The organism is Microtetraspora sp. NBRC 13810, from assembly GCF_030268685.1.
In the GTDB taxonomy this organism is placed as follows: Bacteria; Actinomycetota; Actinomycetes; order Streptosporangiales; family Streptosporangiaceae; genus BSRQ01.
The window spans coordinates 95,073-120,081 of record NZ_BSRQ01000006.1 but is presented as its reverse complement, the minus strand read 5'-3'; the positions used below and the strand labels follow the sequence as shown (position 1 = coordinate 120,081).

Genomic DNA, 25,009 nt, shown 5'->3' with positions numbered 1-25,009 from the left:
ACGGCGCCCTCTTCGGGTCACGGGCGTGGTCAGTCCTGGCGGCGGGCGCCGAACATGATCTCGTCCCAGGTGGGCACGGAGGCGCGGCGGCTGCGGGACTTCTTCGCCGGCCTCGCGGGCGGAGGCTTGGGAGCGGGTGCGGGCGGGGGAGTGGGCTGCGGCGGAGCCTCGGCCGCCTCCTCCGCGGGCGGCTCGGCGGGCGCCTCGGCCTCCTGGCGCTTGGCCTCGTCCTTCTTGCCCTTGCCGTCTCCGCCGACCCTCGCCGCCGGTACCGCGGGCGTGGGCTTGCCCGCCTCCCGCTGCTTGGCGGCAGGCGCGGCCGGAGCCGGGGCCTCGCTCTCCGCGCCCTCGCCACCCGCTCCCTCAGCCGTCGCCGCGGCGGGCGCGGCGGGGGTCGCGGGGGTAGCGGCGGGAGCCGGTGCGGCCGTGCCGGTCTTCGGTACGGCGGGAGCCGCCGGGGCGACCGGCGACTCCGGCCCCGAGGGCGCCGGAACGTTCACGGGCTGAGCCGGTGCATCCGGTACGGCGGGCGCATCCGGAGCCACGGCAGGCGTGGTGACCGGCGTACCCGGCGTTGCGGCAGGCGTGGCGACCGGCGCGCCCGGAGTCGTGGCAGGCGTGGCGACCGGCGTACCCGCAGGCGTGGCAGGCGCGGCGGAGGGGACGACGCCGGGCGTGGCCGGAGGCGCGGGAGTGGGCGCCGGTGCCTTCGGTGCGGCGGCTTCCTGGCTCGTCGCGGGAGCCTCGGCCTGTGCGGCATCGGCCGGGGTGGTGGACGCGGTCGCGACCTCTCCACCGGCCTGGGACGCGGGTACGGCTTCCGCCTGGCCCTCGGAAAGCGGCGTGGCCGTCTCCGCCTTCCCGGACGACGGCGAGGCCGCCTCAGAGGACGCGGTCGCCGTGTCCCCGGTGGCCGCCCCGGCGGGAGTCTGCGTGCTGGAAGCCGCTCGGGCGGCGGCGGGCTGTGACGCCGTCGCCGACGGAGACTGGGACGCCTGGGTGGCGGCCGGGGCCTCGGAGGGCGACGTGGCGGGCTGCGAAACGGCTTGCTGAGCGGCGGGATCCGTAGCCGCGGAAGCACCCGCGGGAGCCGCCTCGGGAACGCTCGCTTGGGCCGTTTCCGAAGCCCCAGCGGCGGACGCGCCCGCAGCACCCGTGGCAACGGGAGCGTCCACGGAAGCAGAAGCGGTCGCGGTGGCCGGGGCGTTCCCGGCGGCCGAAGCCTCGGAGGCGGATGGTGCGGCGGACTGTGCCTGTGCGGCCGGCGGCTGTGCGGTCTGCTGGTGCGCCGGTCGTGCCTGTGCGGCCTCCGCGGTCTGCTGCGTCTGCGCGGTCTCCGCGGTCTGCGGCTGCGTGGTCTGTACGGCGGGAGCCGGAGGCGTTGCGGTGGGGTGCGGAGCCGTGGCGGGTGGAGGAGAGGCCGGGGCGGCTGTCCCCGAGGTGGCCGGCGCAGGGCCGGATACGCCCGAGGCGGGCGCGTCCGCAGTGGACGTGCCCGCATCTGTCGTATTTGTCACGGGTGTGCCCGTGGCGGCTGTCGCCTCTGTGGGTGTGGCCGGGGCCGCGGGCTGTGCGGCCGGGGCCGGGGCCGGGGCGGAAGCCGTAGGGGACGAGCCTGCCTGAGGCTGGGCTGGATGGCCGTGCTGCACCGCCTGCTCGGCCGGAGCGTGCCCGGCCGGGAACTGCCCGGTCGTGGGCTGTGCGGCCGTGGGCTGGATGGCGGCCTGTCCGTTCGGCGCCTGGCCCGGTGCGGGGACGCCCGGTGCCGGGACGCCGGGTGCCGGTGTGTTCGCCGTCGGGGCGTTCGGGGTCTGGCCCTGCTGGGGCTGCCCGGCGAGGGGGTGGCCGATCGGGAGGTGGGCGAGCGGGAGCCGGCCGACCGGGAGTTCGGCGAGCGGCGGCTGGCCGTTCGGGAACTGCCCGTTCGGGGGCGGTCCGGCCGGGGCCTGCCCGTTGGCGGGGTCCGCTGCGGACGGCTCGTGCGGCTGCATGAGCGGGAGCTGGGTGGCGGTGGTGTGGGCGGCGGGGGCCTGCGGACGCGGCGGCTGGCCCTGACCGTGGGAGCTGTGCGCCGCGCCCTGGGCGTATGCCTGGGACGGGTGCGACGAGCCCTGGGGAAGCTGCGGGACGCCCTGGGAAGGATGGGCTGGGCGGCGGGACGCGGCCGGGTCGGCGTCGCGGTGGGAGCCGAAGGCGGGCTCGCGGCTGTCGTAACCGGCGTCGCGCGGGCTCCCGTGACCGGTGTCGCGCGATGTCCCATAACCGGTGTCGCGCGATGTCCCGTAACCGGTGTCGCGTGCCGTGCCGTGGCCGGCGTCCCGCGGTGTCCCGTGGCCGGTGTCGCGCGGGGTTCCGTGGCCGGTGTCGCGTGGCGTGCCGAAACCGGGCTCGGCGCGTGGCAGGGCGGGCGGCTCGGAGCGGGACAGGGCGGCGGGGGTGTACGGGCGCGGGGCGGGCTCGGGCGGGCCGGGCGGCTCGTGCCGTACGACCGTGGGGAAGTGGACGGGGGGCTGCATCAGCGGCTCGGGCGCCAGCGGCGGGACCGGCTGGAGCTTGGCCACCCGCGGCACGAACGGCGTCACCGTGGTGTCGGCGGCCGGCTCGACGTAGTCGGAGGCGGACAGGCGCAGGGCCTCGTCGTCATGCGGGGAGATGTGCCGGCGGCGCGGGTCGAAGAGCCACTCGGCGTGCCGCGTGTGACCGTTCCAAACGAATCCCAGCTTGATCCGCCACATGCCGTCGTCGCGCTTGCACGAGTCCCAGTCGATCTCGTCGGCGGGCACGCCGCGCCGGGTCAGCCGCTCGGCGACCAGGTCGCCCAGGGTCGGGCCGGGTACGGACTCGCCGGGGAGCCGTACGGCCACCCGCTGCGCCTGCTGGGCGACGTACTCCCGCTCCTGGAGCACCGGCCCTTCGAACCAGCGGACCCGCTCCACCGGGATGCCCGCGGTCGCGGCGATCTCCTCGGCGGACTCACCGGCTCGGATCCGAGCCTGGATCTCCTTGGGACGCAACGGACTCTCCACTTCGATCTCGTACTGGCCGAGACGGGAGAAGTTGCCGCGAACCGCAGCACGGAGCCGGTCGTCGACGGGGAGCGTGAACCGCGTACCCCGGCCGGCCGTGGCCAGCACGAGATACGTGCCGTCTTCGCTCACCGCGACGAGACGGAGCTCCTGCATGCGAGTCCCTTCGTCGTCGTGCTCAATCTTCCCCCGGACCCATGAGTCTCTCGCGTGTGCCGGTTGCCTGCCAGCACCGTACCCGGCATGTCCGAACATCGCCTTCCTGGACAGTGCCCCCGAGGATGTGACGCCGGTCACATTCGCCGCATTCATCGGCCTACATCCCGCTGTTGTGGGGCGGGAGGCACACGGCCCTCGACGAATTCTTTCCGATCGGGCCCCGCGACGCCTCGGACTTCGGCGAATAGTCGCCGAGGGCCCTGCTGTGAGCCGCACGCGGTGAGGGAGGGATGGGCGGTCTGGGCGTTGAGCGACTGGGACGGTGGGGGACGGTCATCTCCGAACATACTCCCTAGGGGTCCGGCGGCGAAGAGCGGTCCCGAATGTGCCCGTCACACGGCGTGGCGCACCGGCGGGACACGCCCGCGCGACCATTCCGTGCGAGGTCTTTACGAGCGCGTGACGCACGGATGCCTCCGCGTGGGCAGCACCTCGCCGGCCCCCGGCTCGAAGGAGAACGCGGCGTGCGGCCCGTCCGAACCGCCGAGCGAGCTGGACCCCCCCGGAGAGCGCCCGGATGGGCGCGCCGGATCCGGCGCACGCCATGAGGGCGATCAGCGCGGCCCCGTGCGGGAGGGGCGGCGGGATGAGAACCTGACCCTGTCCACCAGGCGCCCGGTCACCGGAGCGGAGAAGCCGATCGACGCGGTGCCCGGGACGCCCCCGTGGCGCCGGACGACCCGACGAGGAGGATGATGCCGATGCCGATTCCGAGTGGCGACATCGGCGTGCGCCCGGCGGAGCCGGCGACCACGAAACCCCTGACCCCGGGCAGCCTTCGGCGCGGCCCGGCCGCCGCGCTCCCCTTCCAGGCGCCCACGGCGTGGACCTTCCGCGCGCCGGCGGCATGGGGGCGGTCGGCCGTGCACGGTGACCCTGGCTCACGGTTCACTCGAAATCGGGTGAATCTTTGTGACATCGAGTACGGATGTGGGCGGTTAACGCTAACGTGAGTCCGATGTCCGCGCTTCCCAGGTCCCCCCTCATGCGCGCCCTCGTGGCCGGACTGGTCCTGTCGACCGCGCTCACGGCCGTCCTCGGAAGCCTCTACCTGATCGGCCGCGACCGGACCCCGCCCGCGGCGGAGAAAGCGGAGAAACCGGTAGCCCAGCAGATCCCGGTGACGGCGCTGGACCGCCTGACTCCCACCACCGAGCCGCACGCGCCCGCGCCCGTCACGCCGGCCGCGCCGCGTCCGACCGGCGGCCCGGGGGTGACCCCGAGCCCGCCGAGCGTCTTCGCGATCGCGCGTTCCTCGGTGCCGCCGCAGACCATGGACGCGATCTCCAAGCTGAAGGGCGTGCAGAAGGTCGCGGCCTTCGACGCCGGCGCGGTGAAGGTGTCGGGCCAGGTGGTCAACCTGCTCGCGGTGGAACCGGCGGAGTTCCGGTCCTGGACGCCGAAGCCGGTCGCCGACCAGCCCGCCGTGTGGGAGGCGCTGGAGCGGGGCGAGCTGATCGCCGAGGCCGGCGGGGCGCGCAGGCTCGGCCTGGTGCTGGGCGCGTCGTACCAGGTGGACGGCGGGCCGCGGCTGCGGGTCGCCGGTTCGGCCCGGCTCGGCCTGCCCGGCGTGGACGGCGTCGTCTCCGCCGAGGTGGGCCGCGGCATGGGCCTGCTGCCCGGCGTCGCCGTCCTCGTGCAGGGCGCCGGCGGCAAGGCCACCGCGCTCGGCGGCGTGCGCAGGGCGCTGGGCGCGGGGGCCCAGGCGATGGCCGTGGGGGAGGCGGCCAAGGACCGGGCGGCCTCCGGATCCACCGGCACCACCGAGGCCGCCTCCGACGTCACCCGCAAGCGGCCCCCGGCGGCGCCGCAGCGGGTGCTCGTCGGCCGCCCCGGCAGCTACCTGGAGCTCTACCGGCTCTCCGCCGGCGTCTGCCCCGGCCTGTCCTGGACGGTGCTGGCCGCCATCGGCCAGGTGGAGAGCTCACACGGCCGCAACAACGGTCCCTCCTCCGCCGGCGCCCTGGGCCCCATGCAGTTCATGCCCGCCACCTGGAAGGCGTACGGCGTGGACGGCGACGGGGACGGCACCGCCGACATCTGGAGCCCGTACGACGCCGTCCCCTCGGCCGCGAACTACCTGTGCGCCAACGGCGCGAACCAGGGCGGCAAGAAGCTGGAGAAGGCCATCTGGTTCTACAACCACTCCTGGGACTACGTGAACAAGGTGCTCGGCGTCGCCCGGTCGTTCGCGGCGGCGTACCCGGGCGACTCGTGAGACCTCAGCCGGGACGGCGGGCCGGGGCCGGGCAGCACGTCGCCGGGCAGGCCGTCGGCTCGGGCTCCTCGACGAGCTCGCGGACCATCGACACGAACCGGGGATGCACGCCCGCCGTGGCCGCCCTGGTCACCCGCATGCCCAGCTCGGCGGCCCGCTCGGCGGCCTCCACGTCCAGGTCGTAGACCACTTCCATGTGGTCGGAGACGAACCCGATCGGCACCAGGACGGCGGCCTCGACGCCCTCCTTGTTCAGGTGGTCCAGGTGGTCGCACACGTCGGGGGCCAGCCAGGGCACCTGGGGCGGGCCGCTGCGGCTCTGCCAGACCAGGTCGAAGGAGTCGCGCCCGAGCGCCGCCGCCACCCGCGAGGACGCCTGGCGGAGCTGCGCCTCGTAGGCCCCGCCGGACGGGCCGGCCGTGGCCGCCATGGACAGCGGGATGCTGTGCGCGGTGAACACCAGCCGCGCGTCCCGCCGGTCCTCCGCGGGCAGCCGGTCCAGCGCCTCCCGCGCGTGGTCGGCGTTGGCGGCGAGGAAACCCGGGTGGTCGAAGAAGTGCCGGAGCTTGACGATCTCCGGCGCGCCCTCGACGGCGTCGCGCGCCCGGTCGATGTCGTCGCGGTACTGCCGGCAACTGGAGTAGCCCGCGTAGGCGGAGGTCACGAACGCCGCGGCGCGGCGCACGCCGTCGGCGGCCATCCGCCGCACGGTGTCCGCGAGGAACGGGTCCCAGTTGCGGTTGCCCCAGTAGATCGGCAGGTCGAGCTCCGGCCGCAGCGCCTCGATCAGGTCCCGGCACTGCCCGTTGATCGGGCTCACCCCGCCGAACCGCTGGTAGTGGGCCTCCACCTCCAGCAGCCGCTCCCTCGGCACGCCGCGCCCGCGCACGACGTTCTCCAGGAAGGGCATCACGTCCTCGGGCCGCTCGGGTCCCCCGAAGGACACGACGACCAGCGCGTCATAGTTCCCCATGTGCTCATCCAACCCGATCCGGCGGCCGGGCAGGTAAGCGCGGGCCCCTCTCCTGGCGCAAGGAGTAGGTTCGGTGGGTGACTCTGTTCAAGGACGTTCGTGATTTCGTCGGTGTTCCCCGGTTGATGTCCCTGCGGCTCTCGGCGGACGGGACCCGCCTGGCCGGCGTGGTGCAGGCCCTGAATCCCGACGGCAAGAGCTACGGCACCTCCGTGTGGGACGTGCCGCTCGACGCGGGCCGCGAGGCCGCCCGCCTGACCCGCTCGGCTAAGGGGGAGGGCGGGGCGGAGTTCACCGAGGGCGGCGACCTGCTGTTCGTCTCGCGCAGGCCCGACCCCTCGGCCAAGGACGCCGACGACGAGGTGCCCGCGCTGTGGCTGCTGCCCGCGCGGGGCGGCGAGGCGCGGCAGGTCGCGAACAGGCCGGGCGGCGTGTCCGCCGTGCGGACCGGCGGCGGCACCGCCGTCTACGCCGCCGAGGTGCTGCCGGGCGACGAGGCGGACGAGGCGGAGCGCCGCAAGGCCCGCAAGGACGCCGGGATCAGCGCGATCCTGCACGAGTCGCACCCGGTGCGGTACTGGGACCACGACCTCGGCCCCGGGCAGACCCGGCTGTTCGCCGCGACGATCGGCGGCGAGCGGCTGGAGGGCGTCAGGGACCTGACGCCGGAGCCCGGCCGCGCGCTCGACAACGCGTCCTTCGACGTCACCCCCGACGGCTCCACCGTCGTCACCACCTGGGCGGTGCCGCTCCCCGGCGGCGAGCTGCGGGTGGACCTCGTCGCGATCGACGCGGGGGCCGGCGCCGAGGCCGGGACCAGGCGGGTCCTCGCCTCCGAGGACGGCTACGACTACGGCGGCCCGGTCGCCGTCTCACCCGACGGCCGTCACGTCGCCTGCGCCCGCGAGCTGCACGGCGGCGCCGACCGGATCCCGCGCGCGTGGCTGTGGCTCGTCGACCTGGAGACCGGGCAGGGCAGGGAAGTCGCCGAGATCCGGCCCTCCTCCGTCGCCTGGGCCCCCGACTCGGGCACCCTTTTCGTGACCGCCGACCACCTCGGCCGCCGCCCGGTCTTCCGGGTGCCCGCCGCCGGCGGCGACCCGGTGCGCCTCACCGCCGACGACGCCTCCTACCTGGAGGTCTGCCCGGCGCCCGACGGCCGGTCGCTCTACGCCCTGCGCAGCGGCATCGCGCTGGCCCACACCCCGGTGCGGATCTCCGCGGTGGACGGGCGGATCGAGGACCTGCCCTCTCCCGCGCCCCGGCTGGACATTCCCGGCACGCTCACCGAGGTCACCGCCACCGCCGACGACGGCGCCGAGATCAGGGGCTGGCTGGTGCTGCCCGAGGGCGCCTCCGCCGACAACCCGGCGCCGTTCCTGCTGTGGGTGCACGGCGGCCCCGTCGCGAGCTGGAACGACTGGTCGTGGCGGTGGAACCCGTGGATCATGGCCGAGCACGGCTACGCCGTACTGCTGCCCGATCCGTGCCTGTCCACCGGGTACGGGAACGCCATGATCGAGCGCGGCTGGCGGAACTGGGGGCCGCGCACGCACGCCGACCTGATGGCGATCACCGACGCGGCGGTGGCCAGGCCGGAGATCGACGAGACCAGGACCGGCGCGATGGGCGGCTCCTTCGGCGGCTACATGGCCAACTGGATCGCCGGGCACACCGACAGGTTCAAGGCGATCGTCACGCACGCCTCGCTGTGGCACCTCGACCAGTTCGCGGGCACCACCGACATGCAGTCCTACTGGCAGCGGGAGTTCGGCGAGCCCGGCTCGGCGCTGTACGACACGCTGTCCCCGCACCGGTCGGTGGACGCGATCACCACGCCGATGCTGGTGATCCACGGCGACCGCGACTACCGGGTGCCGATCGGCGAGGCGCTGCGGCTGTGGTGGGACCTCCGGCGCTCCTCGGTGGAGTCGAAGTTCCTCTACTTCCCCGACGAGAACCACTGGGTGCTCAAGCCGGGGAACGTCGTGGCCTGGTATGAGACCGTCCTTGCCTTCTTGTATCAGTACCTCAAGCCCAACTTTGAGCCGCCCAAGTTCTCTGGCCTCGTTGACCTGGGAAGTCTTGACCCAGAGAGATCGAACACTGACTAGACACGAGGCACGCCAGCGACCCCCAGGGGTCTCCTGAGGGCTTTCGATCATGAGTGAGCCCCGGGAGGAGGTTCATCTCCCGGGGGCTCACATCATCCGGCCGGACCCGTACGACACGCCTCACACCGTTGGTCGGATGCCTCTACTCCACGTTGCGGCCGGTCAGCCAGTCCCATGCTTCCCTCTTCCTACGTGGGATGCCCCGTGCCGTCTCCTCACGCCGGACCACCCGGAAGCCAACTGACGTTGTGCGGCGAGCGGCCCACTGTCCGCCCTCGGCGATCAGCACAAGCTCTACGCCCTCGGAGAACGAGACCTGATCAAGCACGCGACATCGTGGGCTGCGCTGGTAGTACGCCGACCATTCGAGCTGCGTCACGTCTTGGTTCATGACGGGCTTTCCGGCCCAAAGATCGCCGTCGTAAGCACATCCCAGACATAGGCGATCTCTTGGTGATAACCCTCGCAAAGCAGATTCCCGCTCTTGCGGATCGCCCAATTTTCGCCGTCCGTGATCAGCTCCAGCCGGAGTTCGCCATAGCTGACCGCGCGCCGGACACTCCAATTTCGATCATCGGTCATAGTCCGGCTGCCGTGGGAGTGCTGCATGGTTCCAGCGAAGCGGGCGAGAGCCGTTCGCAGCAGGGACGGAACGTCCCACTTTTGGCACGCTACGAACAAGACTAGGGACGTACCCCCACATACTCAGCAAGCTTGCGCAGCCCTGGGGGCTGAACCGGACCCGAGTACAAGTCTTGGATGATGGCGACCGCAAGAACGTGATGCCGCATCCATCCCGGAGCGGCACGCCTCAAAGCCTCTAAAGTCCTGACAGCACCGAAAGCGTCGCCGATATCGGTATACGCCCGCGCCACGTCCAGCAAGAACCATGTACGCCATGACGGCGGAACGTCGGCGCTTAGCCGTAGGCCCTTGGCAAGGCCAAGAGCTTCATCAGGACGTTCGTGCTGTACCGCGAGCCTGACCCGCTCAATCCGAACCGATGAACGGTTGAACACCGATACCGCGCGGCTGTCCTCGACCGGCGGGAGGCTGGGCAACCGTTTAGCCCACTGTTCGGCCGTGGTCATCATCTCGGTTGCTCGGTCGTAGCTTCCCGATCGCGCGGCGCTCGTCGCCGCTGACATAACCAGGCCACCCCATACCCGCAGACCGGCAGCGGTCTTCATGCCGGTCTCGTGCTCCACTGTGTCGGCCGCCCGCTCCGCAAGGTGCTCAGCATCACCGAGTCGGTTCTGACGTTGGTAAGCCCACGCCACGGACCCGTAAACCATCGGAGCAAGCAAGAGGTCGCCCGAGTTCTGAGCTGCCGTCGCGGCGCGCTCAAGGCTCGACAGTGCGAGATCGGTTTTCCCTAGCCGGATGGCGAGATGACCGGCCAGTTGTAGCGCCTTGCTCAGACTTCCTTCGCCCTGCGCGCGATGCTCCGCAGAACCAATCGCAGCGAAAAGCCGAGCGTCCGCGATCATCCCCGGAAGCACATCGGCCAACCGGTCGAACTCCGCGTTGTGATAGAGCGTCCAGCCATCGGAGATCTCAGCCCGAAGCAACGGCAACGACAGCGACTCTGCCGCGTTGCGTTCGGGAGGCGGGGCGAACAAGGGTGGCATGATGGCGCGTCTCAGGGCGACCAGTTGCGGCGACTCCGCATCCCCGTTCGACGGGACAGCGGGCGGATCGCCAATGAGTGCGGTGACCTCTGTCCCGAGCCCTTTCGCAAGCCCATGCAATGTGGGCAATCTAGCGCTGTGTTTGCGTCGTTGTTCCAGCTTCCGCGCCACATCGACCGATACGCCGGAGCGTTCCGCTAGCTCCTCCTGGGTCAGGTCAGCGAGCCGCCGCAAGCGGGCGAGACGGTCGCCTATGTGCTCCATACCGGCCAGCGTAGCCCGTCCACGCGGCCCTCAGCGTCCCTGTGTATATGGGATGGTGTCTAGTGGCTATTCGTTGTGCCACTCATGGGCGATACGTTCACGGAGCATGCTCTCTATCTGAGCTTCTGTCTTGTGCTGGCCCATGGTCTTTGTAGGTCTGATGCTGATGCTCTTAAAGAGACTCCGTAGGACATCGCGTTGCGCCGGTATCGCTAGTGCCTTCCATCTAGCTCTGATCGTGGCTAGATCGCCCTTGGCGTCTCTCATGAGGTCTTCGAGCACTTTGGGAAGGGTAACGGGCCGTAGAGCCGCCTCAAGCTCTGCTACGCGGGGGAGAATCCTTTCCTCTTCCTGACTCAGAGCGATCAGTGATATCTTCTTCTTTGCTCTAAGGTGTAGGGCTTCCTTGTGTTCTGCCCTAAGCGACTCCAGTTCTGTCGTTAGGTTCTTCTGGTTATCATCGTTCTTTGCAAGAATTTCGTAGATGTCCTTCTTGGCGAGCCGGTGGCAGGCTAGCTCACCGATGAAGAGGTCTACCCAATCCATGCGGATAGTGACGCATCCCTTAGGCCCGTTGCACCGGTAGCGGTTGACTTCCCTTCCCCCCATGCGAGCGAGGTAGGAACCGCATACGTCGCACGTTCCGTGGAACGCTAGTAGGTACTTAACGCGACCAGGCTTAGTGGTTTTGCGGCTGGGGTCTGCGAGGACGTTGTTTGCCTTCCAAAACAGCTCCTCATCCACGATCGCTGGCCACGTGCCATTTACTAGGATGCCGTCTGCCTCTCGCTTGCCGATATAGACAGGGTTCTTGCAGATGCGCCTTAGCATGGCAGGCGACCATAGTGCCGGTCCCTTGGATCTGGGGTGTGGCTTAAGTCCTTGAGCTACTGAGGGGCTAGGGATACCTCGTGAGTTAAGGTCTTTGGCTATGGCGATGAGCGGATCCGAGGATGCAACACGCTCAATCACCTCCCCAACTATGGGAACTTGCTCGGGTACAGGTACGCGGATCTTTTTAGTGTGGTCGTTCGGGTCGAGTTCGATCCGGTAGCCGTATGCAGGGCTTGAGTGTGGCTTGCCATTCTGCTTGTTAGCGTCCATCGCCCTTCTTACCCGCTTGGATATCTTCCGGCTTTCCTTCTCGCTGTCTAGGCCATCCTCTATAAGCGTGGTCCAAGCGCGGTCATCGTTGGGATCGTATGTGCGATTGTCTGCGGTTACGTGGATGCGAGCTTTATTGAAGGCGCAGAGTTCGACTAGTGCCGTCCACTCGTGCATCTTTCGCCATGCACGAGACGTCTCATAAACGATGAGTACGTCTATGACCTGCGACTCTAGTGTTTGCTCTAACCGTCTCCAGTCGGGGCGTTCTTTTGTTGAGTACCGAGATGCGCTGATGTTGTTGTCACGGAACATGCGGTCAGGGCTTAGGTCCCAACCATTAGTGCTTGCGGCTCTTGAGTTAAGCTCGTCTTGTTCTTCTACGGAACGTTCATCGAATCGCTTACCCCGTGCATCGGACCGACGTGAATATGAGGCAGCTTTGATCATGAATCAAGTGTACCACTACCGAAAGGGGACCATCCTCGCCTTCCTCGCCCAGCATGTGCTCGGGCGGGAGTGGCAGCGGCCGGAGTCCCTGGCGTGACCGGCGGCGCGACGCCGGAGCCGCGGGAGTTCGCCGTCCTCGCCGCGGACATCGCCCGCGAGGCGGGCGACATGCTCCGCCAGAAGCGGTCCGCGCGCCCGGAGGTGGTGCAGACGAAGTCCAGCCCCACCGACGTGGTCACCGCGCTCGACCGGGCGGCGGAGGAGCTGGTCCGGGACCGGATCAGGACCGCCAGGCCCGGCGACGCCGTCCTCGGCGAGGAGGGCGGCGCGACCGGCGGCGGCGACGTCCGCTGGATCGTCGACCCCATCGACGGCACGGTCAACTTCCTGTACGGCCTGCCGGAGTGGGCGGTCAGCGTCGCCGTCGAGGTGGCGGGGACCGTCGTCGCCGGCGCGGTCAACGTCGTGCCGCGCGGCGAGCTCTTCACCGCCTGGCTCGGCGGCGGCGCCTGGCTGGGCGGCGAGCGGCTGCGCTGCAACACGGGAGTGCCGCTGTCCCGGGCGCTGATCGCCACCGGGTTCGGCTACTCAGCCGCGCGGCGCGTCGTCCAGGCCGAGGTGCTCGCCGGGGTGCTGCCCGTGGTCCGCGACATCCGGCGGAGCGGCTCGGCGGCGGCCGACCTGTGCTCGGTCGCGGCGGGCCGGGTGGACGGCTACTACGAGCGCGGCACGGAGTACTGGGACCACGCGGCCGGCGGCCTGGTGGCGGCCGAGGCCGGCGCGCGGGTCGGTGGCCTGAACGGCAGGCCGCACAACCCGGACATGACCCTGGCCGCGGCTCCCGGACTGTTCGAGGAGCTGCACGATCTGCTGGTCACGCTGGATCCCGAGCGCGACGCCTGACCGGCCGGAAGGCACGCGAAGAAGAGGGCCCGCCCCCTGCCTCGGGGGCGGGCCCCGCGGTCTTCGTGGGGTTCAGCGCTGGAGAGAGACCCCGTTGTCCACCGCGATGCGGCGCAGGTCCTCTATCTCGGCGGCGAGAGTGTCGGCGAGAAAGTCGTCGCCGGCGGACCGGGCTTCCTGGAGGCCTCTATAGGCCTGGTCGAGCCTGGTTTCGATCGTGGTCGTGAACTCGCCCATCTCACCTACTTTCTAGGGGTGGAGGCGGTGACGCCGAACGCGCCACGGGGGTATGGCACACCCTGTACCCACCCGGAATCCCGCCTCAAACCATGAATCATGGAAACTTTCCGTAGGGTTCACCGACCTCGCCTCCCTATCGTGGGGAGGGCGCTTACCGTGCGCTTACGCACGCTGTGGTCAAAATGAAGCCGTCCCACACGGGACATGTCCAGGAGGTGCCAGAGGCGGATGCGGGTACTTGTGGTCGAGGACGAGCGGGTGCTGGCCGACGCGATCGCGACCGGTCTGCGGCGCGAGGCGATGGCCGTCGATGTCGCCTACGACGGCGGCGGCGCGCTGGAGCGGACCGCCTACGTCGACTACGACGTGATCGTGCTGGACCGGGATCTGCCGGTGGTGCACGGCGACGAGGTGTGCCGCAGGCTGGTGGCCCAGCGGAGCGCCTCGCGCATCCTCATGCTCACCGCCTCGGGCGACGTGGACGACAAGGTGGAGGGGCTCGGCCTCGGGGCCGACGACTATCTCGCCAAGCCGTTCGTGTTCGTCGAGCTGGTGGCCAGGGTGCGGGCGCTGGGCCGTCGTTCGGCGCCCGCCCTGCCGCCCATCCTGGAGCGCGCGGGCGTGCGGCTCGACCCGGGCAAGCGCCTGGTCACCCGCGACGGCCGGGAGGTCGCCCTGACCAAGAAGGAGTTCGCCGTCCTGGAGGAGCTGATGCGCGCCGAGGGCGCCGTGGTCAGCCAGGAGGACCTGCTGGACAAGGCGTGGGACGAGAACATCGACCCGTTCACCAACGTGGTGCGGGTCACGATGATGACCCTGCGGAAGAAGCTCGGTGACCCGCAGGTGATCGAGACGGTGCCGGGAGTGGGTTACAAGCTGTGAGTGACGCACGGGAGCCGACGACGCAGGGACGTCCATCCGGAGGGAAGGCCGCCGGCCCCTCCTTCGTGGCTCCCGTGTCGGCGCAGAAGACGACAGGTCCCACCCATCCGATGATCAGCCCCCAGCCGGAGAACCGGGGGAGGGGGCCGGTCGCCCAGACCGGGGCCCGGCCCTACCACGGCTCGGCCCCCCCGCCTTCGGGCCCGCCGGCCTGGGACGGGCCGCCCCCGCCGACGGCGAAGCCGGTCGCGGAGGGCGACCTGTGGGCGCAGGTGAAGGCGATCCCCGGCCGGCTGAGCATCCGGTGGCGGCTCACCCTCACCTACGGCGCGCTGTTCTTCATGGCCGGCGCCCTGCTCGAAGCCGTGATGTACGTCATCATCCAGTCGGCGCTGGACGTCAACCTGCGCACCCTCACCCTCCAGGTGCCCTTCAACCTCGACCCGGACCTGCGCGCGATCCTGGAGGAGACGGCGCGGGCCAGGCTCCAGGTGGCCAACGACACGATCCTCGGCCTCGTGCTGAGAAACTCGCTGCTCGCCCTGCTCGGCATGGGCCTGATCGCGCTGATGCTGGGCTATGTCGTCGCCGACCGGGCGCTGCGGCCGGTGACGCAGATGACCGCGACCGCCCGCAAGCTCTCCGAGAGCACCCTCGCCCACCAGCGGATCGACCTCCAGGGCCCGGACGACGAGCTGAAGGAGCTGGCCGACACCTTCGACGCGATGCTCACCCGGCTCAACGTCGCCTTCCACACCCAGCGCAGGTTCGTGGCGAACGCCTCGCACGAGCTGCGCACCCCGCTGACCATCAACAGGACCGTGCTGGAGATCGCGCTGTCGGACCCGGTGGCGTCGGAGGACCTCAAGGCGCTCGGCCGCACGCTGCTGGAGGTCAACGCGCGCAACGAGCGGCTCATCGAGGGCCTGCTGCTGCTCGCCCGCAGCGAGCGCGAGCTGAACGTGCGCCAGCCGGTGGACGTGAAGGACGTCGCGGAGGCCGCGCTGGAACAGCTCGCCCCGGTGGCCGCCGAGGCGGGCGTGACGATCGAGCGGGACATGACGTCCACGCCGGCGACCGGCGACCCGGTCCTGCTGGAGCGCTGCGTGGCCAACCTGGTGGAGAACGCGCTCAAGTACAACGTTCCCGAATCAGGAAAAGTCTGGGTTCGTACGGGAATGTTGGACGGGGCGTTGGTTGTTCAGGTCGCCAACACCGGGCCACACGTGCCCGCGTACGAGGTGGGCAGCCTTTTCGAGCCGTTCAGGCGGCTCAACGCCGACCGGGTGGACTCGGCGAAGGGGTCGGGTCTGGGGCTGTCGATCGTGCGCGCGGTGGTGCAGGCGCACGGTGGCAACGTGTCGGCCGTGCCGAGGGAGGGCGGAGGTCTGGTGGTCACCGTGAGGCTCCCGAGGTCGGGCGCGATCCCCGGAAAAACGCCGTCGGGACGTTGATCCGGCGGGGGGCGTCTCGTCAGCGCCGTACATGTGGTTGGATGTGCCGTCGAACGCGGTGCTGCATGGCGTCAATGCTGTGGGTTTCGCCATATTTGGCTAACTACTCCCATTGACGGCGGCTCACTCACGTGTGGGGAGGTTCAGCGGCCGTTCCGGCGGGGTACCGAAGCACAAATCTCACGGACCTGTCCGGGCACAAGATGGGCTCCCCAGACGTTATACGCGCGCGACGGAGCAGACACATAGATGAGGGGGATGGAGCAGGACAATGGCAACCGACTACGACAGCCCACGTAAGACCGACGACGACCTGAGCGAGGACAGCCTCCAGGAGCTCCAGGCTCGGCGTACCGACAAGTCCTCGGGCAGCATCGACATCGACGAGACCGATCTCGCCGAGTCGCTCGAACTGCCCGGCGCGGACCTGTCCAACGAGGAGCTCTCTCTGAGGGTGATTCCGCGCCAGGCCGACGAGTTCACCTGTTCACGGTGCTTCCTGGTGCATCACCGCAGCCAGCTCGCCTCGGAGAAGGCCGGGCAGCAGATCTGCCGGGAGTGCGCCGCCTGATCGTCCCTCCCACGGACCTGAGGAGGTTCCGCAGAGTGACCGAACGAGCGGATCGATCATCGCAGGATCCCGGTGTGCCGCCGGGCGAAGACACAGGTGTGACGCCGGAGGAGCCGGTGACGGCCGGGAGTCCCGGCGCCGACGGGCCGGGCGCGGTCGTGGAGGCGCCGCGCACGGCGGACGAAGAGGTCGCCGAGCTGGTCGGCAAGCTCGCCCAGCCCGGTGACATCGACGGCGCCGAGCGGCGGAGGCTGCTCGGCCGCCTCACCCAGGCCCTGGTCCGGGGCGGCAAGAAGGCGGGCGAATCGGGGGCCGGCCGCGGCCGGTGGCTCGCCGACGTGTTCATGGCGGTGGCGCCGCGCATCCCGATCAGGGACGCCGCCACCCTCTCCGAGCATCACCACGGTCTCACCGGCGAGCTTCTCGCCGACGACCTCGTGCGCACCGCGGCGAAGGCGACGATGGCCGTCGGCGCCATCGGCGGAGCGGTCGCGGCGGCGGAGTTCGCGGCGCCGCCCCTCCTGCTGTCGGCTCCCGCGCAGCTCGTCGCCGAGACCCTCGTCGTGGCCGCCATCGAGGTCAAGCTCATCGCCGAGCTGCACGAGGTCTACGGCGACGTGGTGCCCGGTTCGGGCACCCAGCGCGCGATCGCGTTCAGCGTCGCCTGGTCCAAACAGCGCGGCGTCGACCCCCTCGCGCCCGGCACAGTCTCCCTCGCCATCGGCGCGGCGGCCAAGACCGCCCTGCGCAACCGGCTGATGCGCACGCTCGGCCGGCATCTCACCACCCTCGGCCCCTTCCTCACCGGCGCCGTCGCGGGCGGAGCCCTGAACCGCGCGGCCACCAGAAGACTCGGCGCGGCCGTCCGCGCCGACCTGCGCAAGCGGAGAGAACTGCCCGGGCCGCGGAACCCGGGATGAGGCGCAAGCGGAGAGAGCTGCCCGGGCCGCGGAACCCGGGATGAGCCCGCGAACCCCTGCGCCGCCGCGCCTTCGAGCGGTAGCCGGGCGAAAGCGATCTGTGTCCCTTCCGTAAGGTGGTCTTGAAGCCGACCTATGGGAGGGACGCGTGCAGAACCGTAGCTCGTTTCTGATCGTTGCCAACCGGCTACCGGTGGATCGAGTGGGGGACGCCGGCTGGCGCCGCAGCCCGGGCGGTCTGGTGACCGCGATCGCCCCTGTCATGCAGCGGCGCGACGGCGCCTGGCTCGGCTGGCACGGCGCACCCGACGAGCGGCTGGAGCCGTTCTCCGACGACGGCATGAGCCTCATCCCCGTCCCGCTGTCCTCGGCCGAGGTCGAGAGCTACTACGAAGGCTTCTCCAACGCCACCCTGTGGCCGCTCTACCACGACGTGGTGGCGACCCCCATCTACTCGCGGGCCAGCTGGGAGGTCTACCGGGCGGTCAACGAGCGCTTCGCCCTCGCCGCTGCGGAGGCGGCGGCCGAGGGGGCCGTGGTCTGGGTGCAGGACTACCAGCTCCAGCTCGTCCCGGCGATGCTCCGCAAACTGCGGCCCGACCTGCGCATCGGGTTCTTCCTGCACATCCCGTTCCCGCCGGCCGAGCTGTTCTCCCAGTTGCCCTGGCGGCGGGAGATCCTGGAAGGGCTGCTGGGGGCCGACCTGGTGGGATTCCAGCGGCCCGGCGGCGCGTCCAACTTCATCCGGCTCTGCCGCCGGCTGCTCGGCCTCCAGCACCAGAGGCACGAGATCTACCTGCCCGACCGGGTGGTCCGCGCCGAGGCGTTCCCGATCTCGGTGGACTTCGGCGAGCTGGACACCCTGGTCAGGGAGCCGCACATCATCGCGCGGGCCAAGGAGATCCGCACCGAGCTGGGCGAGCCGGAGTTCGTGCTGCTCGGCGTGGACCGGCTCGACTACACGAAGGGGATCGGGCAGCGGCTCAAGGCGTTCGGCGAGCTGCTCGCGGACGGGGCGATCAAGCCGGGTGAGGCGGTGTTCGTGCAGATCGCCACGCCCAGCAGGGAGCGGGTGGAGGAGTACCGCAGGCTGCGCAACGACATCGAGCTCCGGGTCGGGCGGATCAACGGCGAGCAGGGCCTGCTCGGCCACCAGCCGGTGCAGTATCTCCACCAGTCCTACCAGCGCGACGAGCTGGCGGCGCTCTACCTGGCGGCGGACGTCATGGTCGTGACCCCGCTGCGCGACGGCATGAACCTGGTGGCCAAGGAGTACATCGCCTGCCGCCACGACCTGCGCGGCGCGCTGGTGCTCAGCGAGTTCGCCGGCGCGGCGGACGAGCTGCGCCACGCCTTCCTGGTGAACCCCTACGACGTGGACGGGCTCAAGCGCGCGATGCTCGCCGGGATGCGGTCCACCCCGCACGAGCTGGCCCGTCGCATGCGCACGCTGCGCCGCAGGGTGGCCACCTACAACGTGGACCGCTGGGCCGGCGACTTCCTGCGGGCCCTGGAACGGCCCGAGCCGGAGGCGCCGGACGCCGGGTGAGCGGCGGGGCGGCGGTCAGGCCCGGCAGCCGGACCGGCCCCGGGGGGTCGGTCAGGCAAGGGGGGAGCCGGTCAGGCCTTGGGGGTCGCCGCCTCCGCCACGGCTTTGGCCACCGTCCTGGCCGACCACGCCTTGTAGCGCTTGGCGGCGGCCCGGGTCGCGACGATCCGGGCCACTTCCATGCCCACCGCCGTCACCACGGCGTAGCCGATCGCCTCGGCCATGCCGACCTCCAGCGAGTCGGGATCGGCCGGGGGCTTCTTCCCGGTGGTCTTCTGCCAGCCGTAGGCGACCGCCTTGCGGGTGGCGAAACCGACGCCGAGCGCGATCAGCCCGCCGATCACCCGCCACGTCATATCCGGCTTTTCCGCCTTATCGCCCATGTTTGTCTCCCTGTTTCCTGTCACGGAGCGAACCCTAAATCGTACAGCGCCGCCGATCGCGACCCCCTTAAGATAAGGAGGCATGACCGAACAGCGATTGCGCCATGCCGCCTTGCCCGAGAAACCTTCTCTCGACGGGCTCGAAGCGGTATGCGTAGCCCGCTGGGAGGCCGAGGGGACCTATCGCTTCGACCGGTCCGCGAGCCGCGAGCAGATCTTCTCGATCGACACGCCGCCGCCCACCGTCTCCGGTTCCCTGCACATCGGCCATGTCTTCTCCTACACCCACACCGATATCGTCGCCCGTTTCCAGCGCATGCGCGGCAAATCCGTCTTCTACCCCATGGGATGGGATGACAACGGCCTGCCCACCGAGCGCCGCGTGCAGAACCACTTCGGCGTCCGGTGCGACCCCGCCATGCCCTACGACCCGGACTTCGAACCGCCGGCCAAACCCGGCAAGACGCAGGTGCCGGTCTCGCGGCGCAACTTCGTGGAGCTGTGCCACCGGCTCACCGCGATCGACGAGCGGGCCTTCGAGGACGTGTGGCGGCGGGTCGGGCTGTCGGTGGACTGGTCGCTCCTCTACACGACCATCAGCGACCGCGCCCGCGCGGTGTCCCAGCGCGGCTTCCTGCGCAACCTCGCGCGCGGCGAGGCGTACGTCGCGGAGGCGCCGACGCTGTGGGACGTCACCTACCGCACGGCGGTCGCCCAGGCAGAGCTGGAGGACCGGGAGTGGCCCGGCTCCTTCCACCGGATCGCCTTCCACCTGCCGCAGGGGCACCCGGCCGCGACCGGCGACGGCAGGGTGTGGATCGAGACGACCCGGCCGGAGCTGATCCCGGCCTGCGTCGCCCTCGTCGCCCACCCCGACGACGAGCGTTACCGGTCGTTGTTCGGCGCCACCGTGCGCACGCCGGTCTTCGGCGTCGAGGTCCCGGTGCTCGCCCACCGGCTCGCCGAGCCGGACAAGGGCTCGGGCATCGCGATGATCTGCACCTTCGGCGACGTCACCGACGTGACCTGGTGGCGGGAGCTGGGCCTGCCCACCCGCCCGGTGATCGGCTGGGACGGGCGGCTGCTGCCGGAGCCGCCCGACGGCGTCCCGGCCGCCGCCTACGCCGAGCTGGCCGGCCGTACGACGCAGGGGGCCAGGGAGCGCGTCGTGGAGCTGCTCCGCGACGCGGGCGACCTCGAAGGGGAGCCCCGGCCGGTCCGCCGGCCGGTGAAGTTCTACGAGCGCGGCGAGAAGCCGCTGGAGATCGTCACCACCCGGCAGTGGTACATCCGCAACGGCGGGCGCGACCGGGCGCTCCGGGACCGGCTGCTGGGCCGGGGCGGGGAGCTCGCCTGGCACCCGCCGCACATGCGGGTGCGCTACGAGAACTGGGTCGAGGGACTCGCCGGCGACTGGCTGATCTCCCGGCAGCGGTTCTTCGGCGTGCCCATCCCGGTGTGGTACCCGCTGGACGGCGACGCGCAGCCGGTCCACGACCGCCCCATCGTGCCCGCCGAGGACGCCCTCCCGGTGGACCCGTCCAGCGACGTGCCCCCCGGCTACACCGAGGACCAGCGCGGCAAGGCGGGCGGCTTCACCGGCGACCCGGACGTGATGGACACCTGGGCCACCTCCTCGCTCAGCCCGCACATCGCCGCCCGGTGGGGCACCGACGACGACCTGTTCCGGCGGGTCTTCCCGATGACCCTGCGCTCCCAGTCGCACGAGATCATCCGTACCTGGCTGTTCGCCGCCGTCGTGCGCTCGCACCTGGAGCACGGCGTCCTGCCGTGGTCCGACGCGGCCATCTCGGGCTGGGTGCTCGATCCCGACCGTAAGAAGATGTCCAAGTCCAAGGGCAACGTCACGACGCCGATGGGGCTGCTGGAGCAGCACGGCTCCGACGCGGTCCGCTACTGGGCCGCCGGCGGGCGGCTCGGCGTGGACACCGCCTTCGACCAGGGCCAGCTCAAGATCGGCCGGCGGCTCGCCATCAAGATCCTCAACGCGTCGAAGTTCGTGCTCGGCTTCGGCGGCGAGGAGGGCGAGGTCACCGAGCCGCTCGACCTGTCGATGCTGGCCCGGCTGCGCGAGGTCGTGGCGGAGGCCACGGAGGCACTCGCCTCCTACGAGCACACCCGGGCCCTGGAGGCCGTCGAGCGGTTCTTCTGGCACTTCTGCGACGACTACCTGGAGCTCGTCAAGGCGCGCGCGTACGGCTCGGACCGGCAGGCCCGCTCCGCGCACGCCGCGCTGCGGCAGGCCCTGGACGTGCAGCTGCGGCTCTTCGCGCCGTTCCTGCCGTTCGTCACCGAAGAGGTGTGGTCCTGGTGGCGTGCGGGGTCGGTGCACCGCGCCCCGTGGCCCGAGGCCGCCGGGCTCGGCGCCGCCGGCGACCCGGCGGTGCTCGCCGCCGTCGCCGAGGCGCTGGGCCGGGTGCGCCGGGCGAAGTCCGAGGCCAAGGCGTCCATGCGGGCCGAGGTCTCCCGCCTCACCGTCACCGGCTCCCAGGTCCCCGCAGTCCGCGCCGCGCAGGACGACCTGTGCGCCGCGGGCCACGTCGAGGAGTTCGTGCTCGGCCGCGAGGACGGCCCGCTCAGCGTGGATGTGACGCTCACCTGAGGAAAGACGGTCACGGCCGCCCCGGAAACATGCGCGCGTTTCCGGGGCGGGCGTGCCAGTCTGGATGGGTGATCTCGGATCGGGAAGAACGCAGGAGGCTGGTCCCGCCCGCGCTGGCCACGATGGCCGCGTGGAGCGGATGCCTCATCGTGCTCGGCATCGTGGTGTACTACTTCGCCCAGGTTCTGGCGACCCTGCGCTTCGTCGCGCTGCCCGTCGCGCTGGCGCTGCTGCTGACCGCGCTGCTCTATCCGATCACCAGCCGGCTGCGGAAGGCCGGGCTGCGGCCCATCTGGGCCACCTGGCTCACCATGCTCTTCGGCCTCGCGGTGCTGGTCGGCACCGGGTGGATCATCGGGGTCCGTGCCAACGAGGAGTTCCCCCGGCTGGTCGAGCAGATCCAGCAGACCGCCCGCGACCTGCAGAACTGGCTGATCACCGGTCCGCTGCACCTCCAGGAGTCCCAGCTCGCCTCCTGGGTGGAGGAGCTCACCAGGCAGCTCAACCAGCAGCGCAGCGCGATCACCGACACGGTGCTCACCGGCGCCACCGTGGCCGTCGAGGTGCTCGCCTCGATCGTGCTGCTGCTGTTCGTCACGTTCTTCATGCTCAAGGACGGCGACCGGATCTGGTCGTGGTTCCTGCGCGCGTTCGGCCGGGTCACGCCCAGGGTGGACCGGGCCGGGCGGGTGGCCTGGCGGACCCTTTCGCATTATGTGCAGGGCACCGTGGCGGTCGCCGGGGTGCACGGCCTGGTCATGGGCATCGTCCTGGCCGGGATGGGCGTCCCGCTCTGGGCGCCGCTGGCGGTGCTCATCTTCTTCGCCAGCTTCGTCCCGATCATCGGGATCTTCTTCGCCGGCGGCCTGGCCACCCTGGTGACCCTGGGCGCCCGCGGTCCGATCTACGCGCTGATCTTCCTCGGCATCCTGCTCGTCGAGCAGCAACTGGAGAACCACGTGCTCCAGCCGCTGATCGTGGGCAGGGCGCTCAACTTCCACCCGCTCGCCGTGATCCTCGTGCTCGCCGTCGGCGGCGTCCTCGCCGGGATCACCGGGGCGGTGGTGGCCGTGCCGGTCGCCGCGGTGTTCTACCGGGCGCTGCCCGAGCTGCGCCGGGACTCACCGGCCACCGGCCCACCGGGCCCGGCGCCCCCCGCCCCCGGCGCGCATCCCCCGCCACCCCCCGGGTCCGCCGCCGGCGGCGCGGTCCCGTGGGACGCCGCGCCCGCTCCGGCCAAGGACCGGACCACCGCGCGGGAGACGCCCGAGGGACGAGCGGCGGCCGAGCCGCCCACCCCGGACGCGCCCAAGGCCGAGCCGCCCAGTCGGGACGCGCCCAAGGGCGAGCCGCCCACCCCGGACGCACGCAGGGATGAGCCGGGCGATCGGGACGACTCGGGCGGCGAGGTTGGAGACATGCGCGGGGACACGGGCGGACCCGCGCCCCGGTAGCGATAGTGTTCCGGTCCGTGACCCGTTCCACACCGACGATCCCGGCCACACCGGCCTCCCCGTTCACGGGCGCCCGGTCCGTGCCGGCGACCGGTGAGGAGCGGGCCCGTGAGGGCGTACTTTGAGGGAGAGGGCGTCGCGTGGCGCGCGCGGCGGTCCCGACGGGACATCGGACGAGGAGCGGTGAGCCACTGGTGAGCGCTGTCGAGGTACTGATCCGGCGGCTGGACTCCGGCCTGCCCCTGCCGTCGTACGCCCACCCGGGCGACGCGGGAGCGGACCTGTACTGCGCGGAGGACGTCGAGCTGCTGCCGGGAGAGCGGGCCGTGGTGGGCACCGGGGTGGCGATCGCGCTGCCCGACGGGTTCGCCGCCTTCGTGCACCCCCGTTCGGGGCTCGCCGCGGAGCACGGCGTCACCCTGGTCAACGCGCCCGGCACCGTCGACGCGGGCTACCGCGGCGAGATCAGGGTGACGTTGCTCAACACCGACAGCAAAAGCGCCGTCCGTTTCAGGCGCGGCGACCGGGTAGCCCAGCTGGTGATCCAGCGTGTCGAGCGGGCGGCCTTCTATGAAGTCGAGCGGTTGCCGGGATCGGCGCGCGGCGCCGGTGGGTTCGGGTCAACCGGTCGCTGATCTGTTTTTTCAAGGAGCGTGAGGAAAGTGTTCGGACGCCGCCGCCGTGCGGAGCCGGAAGCCGCGGCGGAAGCCGTATCTGAGCGGACGCCGCAGCAGCCCGCGAGGGAACAGGGCCCCTGGGACTCCGACGAGCCGTATCCGGAGCGGGAGAGGGTCGATCTCGGCGGGCTCCTGCTGCCGGTCGGCGAGGGATTCGAGGTGCAGCTCAACGTCGCGGGCGACCAGATCGTCGGCGCGCTCATCCTGGTGGACGACAGCGCGTTGCAGGTGCACGCGTTCGCCGCGCCGAAGCGCTCGGGCATCTGGGACGAGGTGCGGGCCGAGCTGGCCGCCGGCGTCGAGAGCGCGGGCGGCACCGTCGAGGAGCGCGAGGGAGCGCTCGGCGTCGAGCTCATCGGCCAGGTGCCCGTGGAGGACCAGGGCGTCCAGCCGGTGCGCTACATCGGCGTCGACGGCCCGCGCTGGTTCCTGCGCGGCGTGCTGAGCGGCAAGGCCGCCGCGGACGCCGTGGCCGCCGAGCCGCTGGAGGCCGTGATCCGCGACATCGTCGTCGTCCGCGGCGACACCCCGATGCCGCCCAAGGAGCCCATCGCGCTGCAACTGCCCAGCGAGGCCAAACAGGCGGTGGACCAGCACGCCGAGGACCAGACGCCCGACCTCAACCCGTTCAAGCGCGGCCCGGAGATCACCGAGACCCGCTGACCTGGCCGGATACCGGCAGAAAAGGGCGGACAGGGGAGGCGGAGTCCTCCCCTGCTTGTATTGCGGCGGAGGGCGGGTAGAGTCGCGTCGGTGGCGGTGGAACCGGACCACGCCGCGCCGGCCGCTCCGCGTGGGAGCGGTGACGCGGGCAGCCCTCCGACCCGGGCGAGGGCTGTGAAACCTCTCTTCCCCTTCCTTCGTTGACTCTTTCGACGGGGACGGGGCCGGTGGGGTTCGCCGGTTCCGGCCGCGGGCAGGCACGTCTACATGGTGGGAAGGCAGAGGGTCGTGAGTGCGTCAGACCCCCACAAACGGGCGGGATTTCGCGGGTTCTTCAGGAAGCTGACCACAAGTCAGGCCGAGTTGGAGGCCGAAGAGCTTCAGGAAGACCTCGACCGGCATGGGGCCACCCCTATCGCCTCGTGCGCCTCGCGGCGCAAATTCTGCGTAGCCGGTACGCTACGTACCGTGACTCTGCGGCCTCGTGGCGGTGCTCCCGCCCTCGAAGCCGAGCTCTACGACGGTTCCGACGTGATCGACCTGGTCTGGCTGGGCCGTAGGAAGATCGCCGGGATCGAGCCCGGCCGGGTGGTCCGGGCCGAGGGCCTGGTCAGCCTGCAGGACGGCCGCAAGGTGATGTTCAACCCGAGATACGAGCTGCGCCCGGCGGGCGGAGCGTGATCGAGAAGGT

The 25,009-nt window shown here is 71.0% G+C and carries 20 protein-coding genes; 13 read left to right on the top strand and 7 right to left on the bottom strand.

Features of this window, described 5'->3' with window-relative positions:
• Positions 1 to 29: 29 nt before the first annotated feature.
• Positions 30 to 3,182, bottom strand: coding sequence for a septation protein SepH (gene sepH / locus QSK26_RS14265; protein ID WP_285775583.1), 3,153 nt, complete (start codon positions 3,180 to 3,182; stop codon positions 30 to 32).
• A 1,021-nt stretch (positions 3,183 to 4,203) separates the two neighbouring features.
• Between sepH and QSK26_RS14260 the strand changes: the two genes are divergently transcribed.
• A complete protein-coding gene (locus QSK26_RS14260) occupies positions 4,204 to 5,463 on the top strand; it encodes a lytic transglycosylase domain-containing protein (protein WP_285775582.1) in 1,260 nt (419 codons plus the stop codon).
• Positions 5,464 to 5,467: 4 nt separating this feature from the next.
• On the opposite strand, the gene QSK26_RS14255 is transcribed toward QSK26_RS14260, so the two are convergent.
• The gene (locus tag QSK26_RS14255) at positions 5,468 to 6,436 is read right to left on the bottom strand and encodes a ferrochelatase (RefSeq protein ID WP_285775581.1); all 969 of its coding nucleotides are present in this window, start codon (positions 6,434 to 6,436) and stop codon (positions 5,468 to 5,470) included.
• 125 nt (positions 6,437 to 6,561) lie between these two features.
• On the opposite strand from QSK26_RS14255, the gene QSK26_RS14250 reads away from it, so the two are divergent.
• On the top strand, positions 6,562 to 8,550 hold the full coding sequence (locus QSK26_RS14250; RefSeq protein WP_285775825.1) for a S9 family peptidase: 1,989 nt from the start codon (positions 6,562 to 6,564) through the stop codon (positions 8,548 to 8,550).
• Between the two features lie 387 nt (positions 8,551 to 8,937).
• Here QSK26_RS14250 and QSK26_RS14245 read toward each other — a convergent pair whose 3' ends face one another.
• The 3 genes from QSK26_RS14245 to QSK26_RS14235 all read right to left on the bottom strand — a co-directional run bounded on the left by QSK26_RS14245 (position 8,938) and on the right by QSK26_RS14235 (position 11,999).
• Positions 8,938 to 9,159, bottom strand: coding sequence for a hypothetical protein (locus tag QSK26_RS14245; RefSeq protein ID WP_285775580.1), 222 nt, complete (start codon positions 9,157 to 9,159; stop codon positions 8,938 to 8,940).
• A 74-nt stretch (positions 9,160 to 9,233) separates the two neighbouring features.
• Entirely contained in the window at positions 9,234 to 10,445 is a 1,212-nt protein-coding gene (locus QSK26_RS14240) for a helix-turn-helix domain-containing protein (RefSeq protein ID WP_285775579.1), read from the bottom strand.
• Between the two features lie 66 nt (positions 10,446 to 10,511).
• Positions 10,512 to 11,999, bottom strand: coding sequence for a recombinase family protein (locus tag QSK26_RS14235; RefSeq protein ID WP_285775578.1), 1,488 nt, complete (start codon positions 11,997 to 11,999; stop codon positions 10,512 to 10,514).
• Between the two features lie 93 nt (positions 12,000 to 12,092).
• Here QSK26_RS14235 and QSK26_RS14230 point away from each other — a divergent pair, with 93 nt between their 5' ends.
• Positions 12,093 to 12,902: an inositol monophosphatase family protein gene (locus tag QSK26_RS14230; protein WP_285775577.1), complete on the top strand. Its 810-nt coding sequence runs from the start codon at positions 12,093 to 12,095 to the stop codon at positions 12,900 to 12,902.
• A 72-nt stretch (positions 12,903 to 12,974) separates the two neighbouring features.
• On the opposite strand, the gene QSK26_RS14225 is transcribed toward QSK26_RS14230, so the two are convergent.
• On the bottom strand, positions 12,975 to 13,139 hold the full coding sequence (locus tag QSK26_RS14225; protein WP_285775576.1) for a hypothetical protein: 165 nt from the start codon (positions 13,137 to 13,139) through the stop codon (positions 12,975 to 12,977).
• Positions 13,140 to 13,370: 231 nt separating this feature from the next.
• Between QSK26_RS14225 and QSK26_RS14220 the strand changes: the two genes are divergently transcribed.
• The 5 genes from QSK26_RS14220 (at position 13,371) to QSK26_RS14200 (ending at position 18,518) form a co-directional block, all read left to right on the top strand.
• On the top strand, positions 13,371 to 14,024 hold the full coding sequence (locus QSK26_RS14220) for a response regulator transcription factor (RefSeq protein WP_285775575.1): 654 nt from the start codon (positions 13,371 to 13,373) through the stop codon (positions 14,022 to 14,024).
• Between the two features lie 110 nt (positions 14,025 to 14,134).
• On the top strand, positions 14,135 to 15,478 hold the full coding sequence (locus tag QSK26_RS14215; RefSeq protein WP_285775574.1) for a sensor histidine kinase: 1,344 nt from the start codon (positions 14,135 to 14,137) through the stop codon (positions 15,476 to 15,478).
• A gap of 271 nt (positions 15,479 to 15,749) precedes the next feature.
• A complete protein-coding gene (locus QSK26_RS14210) occupies positions 15,750 to 16,049 on the top strand; it encodes a DUF4193 domain-containing protein (protein ID WP_285775573.1) in 300 nt (99 codons plus the stop codon).
• 74 nt (positions 16,050 to 16,123) lie between these two features.
• Positions 16,124 to 16,969, top strand: a complete 846-nt coding sequence (locus QSK26_RS14205) for a hypothetical protein (RefSeq protein WP_502888702.1) — start codon at positions 16,124 to 16,126, stop codon at positions 16,967 to 16,969.
• A 148-nt stretch (positions 16,970 to 17,117) separates the two neighbouring features.
• Positions 17,118 to 18,518 (top strand): alpha,alpha-trehalose-phosphate synthase (UDP-forming), encoded by a 1,401-nt coding sequence (locus QSK26_RS14200; protein ID WP_285775572.1) that lies wholly within the window; start codon positions 17,118 to 17,120, stop codon positions 18,516 to 18,518.
• Between the two features lie 71 nt (positions 18,519 to 18,589).
• On the opposite strand, the gene QSK26_RS14195 is transcribed toward QSK26_RS14200, so the two are convergent.
• The gene (locus QSK26_RS14195; protein ID WP_285775571.1) at positions 18,590 to 18,901 is read right to left on the bottom strand and encodes a DUF4235 domain-containing protein; all 312 of its coding nucleotides are present in this window, start codon (positions 18,899 to 18,901) and stop codon (positions 18,590 to 18,592) included.
• An 82-nt stretch (positions 18,902 to 18,983) separates the two neighbouring features.
• On the opposite strand from QSK26_RS14195, the gene valS reads away from it, so the two are divergent.
• From valS to QSK26_RS42110, 5 genes are all read left to right on the top strand, one after another.
• A complete protein-coding gene (gene valS, locus QSK26_RS14190) occupies positions 18,984 to 21,524 on the top strand; it encodes a valine--tRNA ligase (protein ID WP_285775570.1) in 2,541 nt (846 codons plus the stop codon).
• Between the two features lie 68 nt (positions 21,525 to 21,592).
• Positions 21,593 to 22,978 (top strand): AI-2E family transporter, encoded by a 1,386-nt coding sequence (locus tag QSK26_RS14185; protein ID WP_285775569.1) that lies wholly within the window; start codon positions 21,593 to 21,595, stop codon positions 22,976 to 22,978.
• A gap of 194 nt (positions 22,979 to 23,172) precedes the next feature.
• On the top strand, positions 23,173 to 23,613 hold the full coding sequence (gene dut / locus QSK26_RS14180) for a dUTP diphosphatase (RefSeq protein ID WP_502888701.1): 441 nt from the start codon (positions 23,173 to 23,175) through the stop codon (positions 23,611 to 23,613).
• Positions 23,614 to 23,631: 18 nt separating this feature from the next.
• On the top strand, positions 23,632 to 24,318 hold the full coding sequence (locus tag QSK26_RS14175; RefSeq protein ID WP_285775568.1) for a DUF3710 domain-containing protein: 687 nt from the start codon (positions 23,632 to 23,634) through the stop codon (positions 24,316 to 24,318).
• Between the two features lie 468 nt (positions 24,319 to 24,786).
• Complete coding sequence (locus QSK26_RS42110) at positions 24,787 to 24,999, top strand: OB-fold nucleic acid binding domain-containing protein (protein WP_285775567.1); 213 nt, start codon at positions 24,787 to 24,789, stop codon at positions 24,997 to 24,999.
• The last annotated feature ends 10 nt before the right edge of the window (positions 25,000 to 25,009 follow it).

What these genes read in the sequence shown, in the direction of transcription:
- QSK26_RS14250 (WP_285775825.1), top strand. Translation starts at nt 6,562, where the DNA reads ATGTCCCTGCGGCTCTCGGCGGACGGGACCCGCCTGGCCGGCGTGGTG.
- valS (WP_285775570.1), top strand. Translation starts at nt 18,984, where the DNA reads ATGACCGAACAGCGATTGCGCCATGCCGCCTTGCCCGAGAAACCTTCT.
- QSK26_RS14240 (WP_285775579.1), bottom strand. Translation starts at nt 10,445, where the DNA reads ATGGAGCACATAGGCGACCGTCTCGCCCGCTTGCGGCGGCTCGCTGAC.
- QSK26_RS14245 (WP_285775580.1), bottom strand. Translation starts at nt 9,159, where the DNA reads ATGCAGCACTCCCACGGCAGCCGGACTATGACCGATGATCGAAATTGG.
- QSK26_RS14260 (WP_285775582.1), top strand. Translation starts at nt 4,204, where the DNA reads ATGTCCGCGCTTCCCAGGTCCCCCCTCATGCGCGCCCTCGTGGCCGGA.
- QSK26_RS14235 (WP_285775578.1), bottom strand. Translation starts at nt 11,999, where the DNA reads ATGATCAAAGCTGCCTCATATTCACGTCGGTCCGATGCACGGGGTAAG.
- QSK26_RS14210 (WP_285775573.1), top strand. Translation starts at nt 15,750, where the DNA reads ATGGCAACCGACTACGACAGCCCACGTAAGACCGACGACGACCTGAGC.
- QSK26_RS14220 (WP_285775575.1), top strand. Translation starts at nt 13,371, where the DNA reads ATGCGGGTACTTGTGGTCGAGGACGAGCGGGTGCTGGCCGACGCGATC.
- QSK26_RS14195 (WP_285775571.1), bottom strand. Translation starts at nt 18,901, where the DNA reads ATGGGCGATAAGGCGGAAAAGCCGGATATGACGTGGCGGGTGATCGGC.
- QSK26_RS14215 (WP_285775574.1), top strand. Translation starts at nt 14,135, where the DNA reads ATGATCAGCCCCCAGCCGGAGAACCGGGGGAGGGGGCCGGTCGCCCAG.
- sepH (WP_285775583.1), bottom strand. Translation starts at nt 3,182, where the DNA reads ATGCAGGAGCTCCGTCTCGTCGCGGTGAGCGAAGACGGCACGTATCTC.
- QSK26_RS14255 (WP_285775581.1), bottom strand. Translation starts at nt 6,436, where the DNA reads ATGGGGAACTATGACGCGCTGGTCGTCGTGTCCTTCGGGGGACCCGAG.
- QSK26_RS14225 (WP_285775576.1), bottom strand. Translation starts at nt 13,139, where the DNA reads ATGGGCGAGTTCACGACCACGATCGAAACCAGGCTCGACCAGGCCTAT.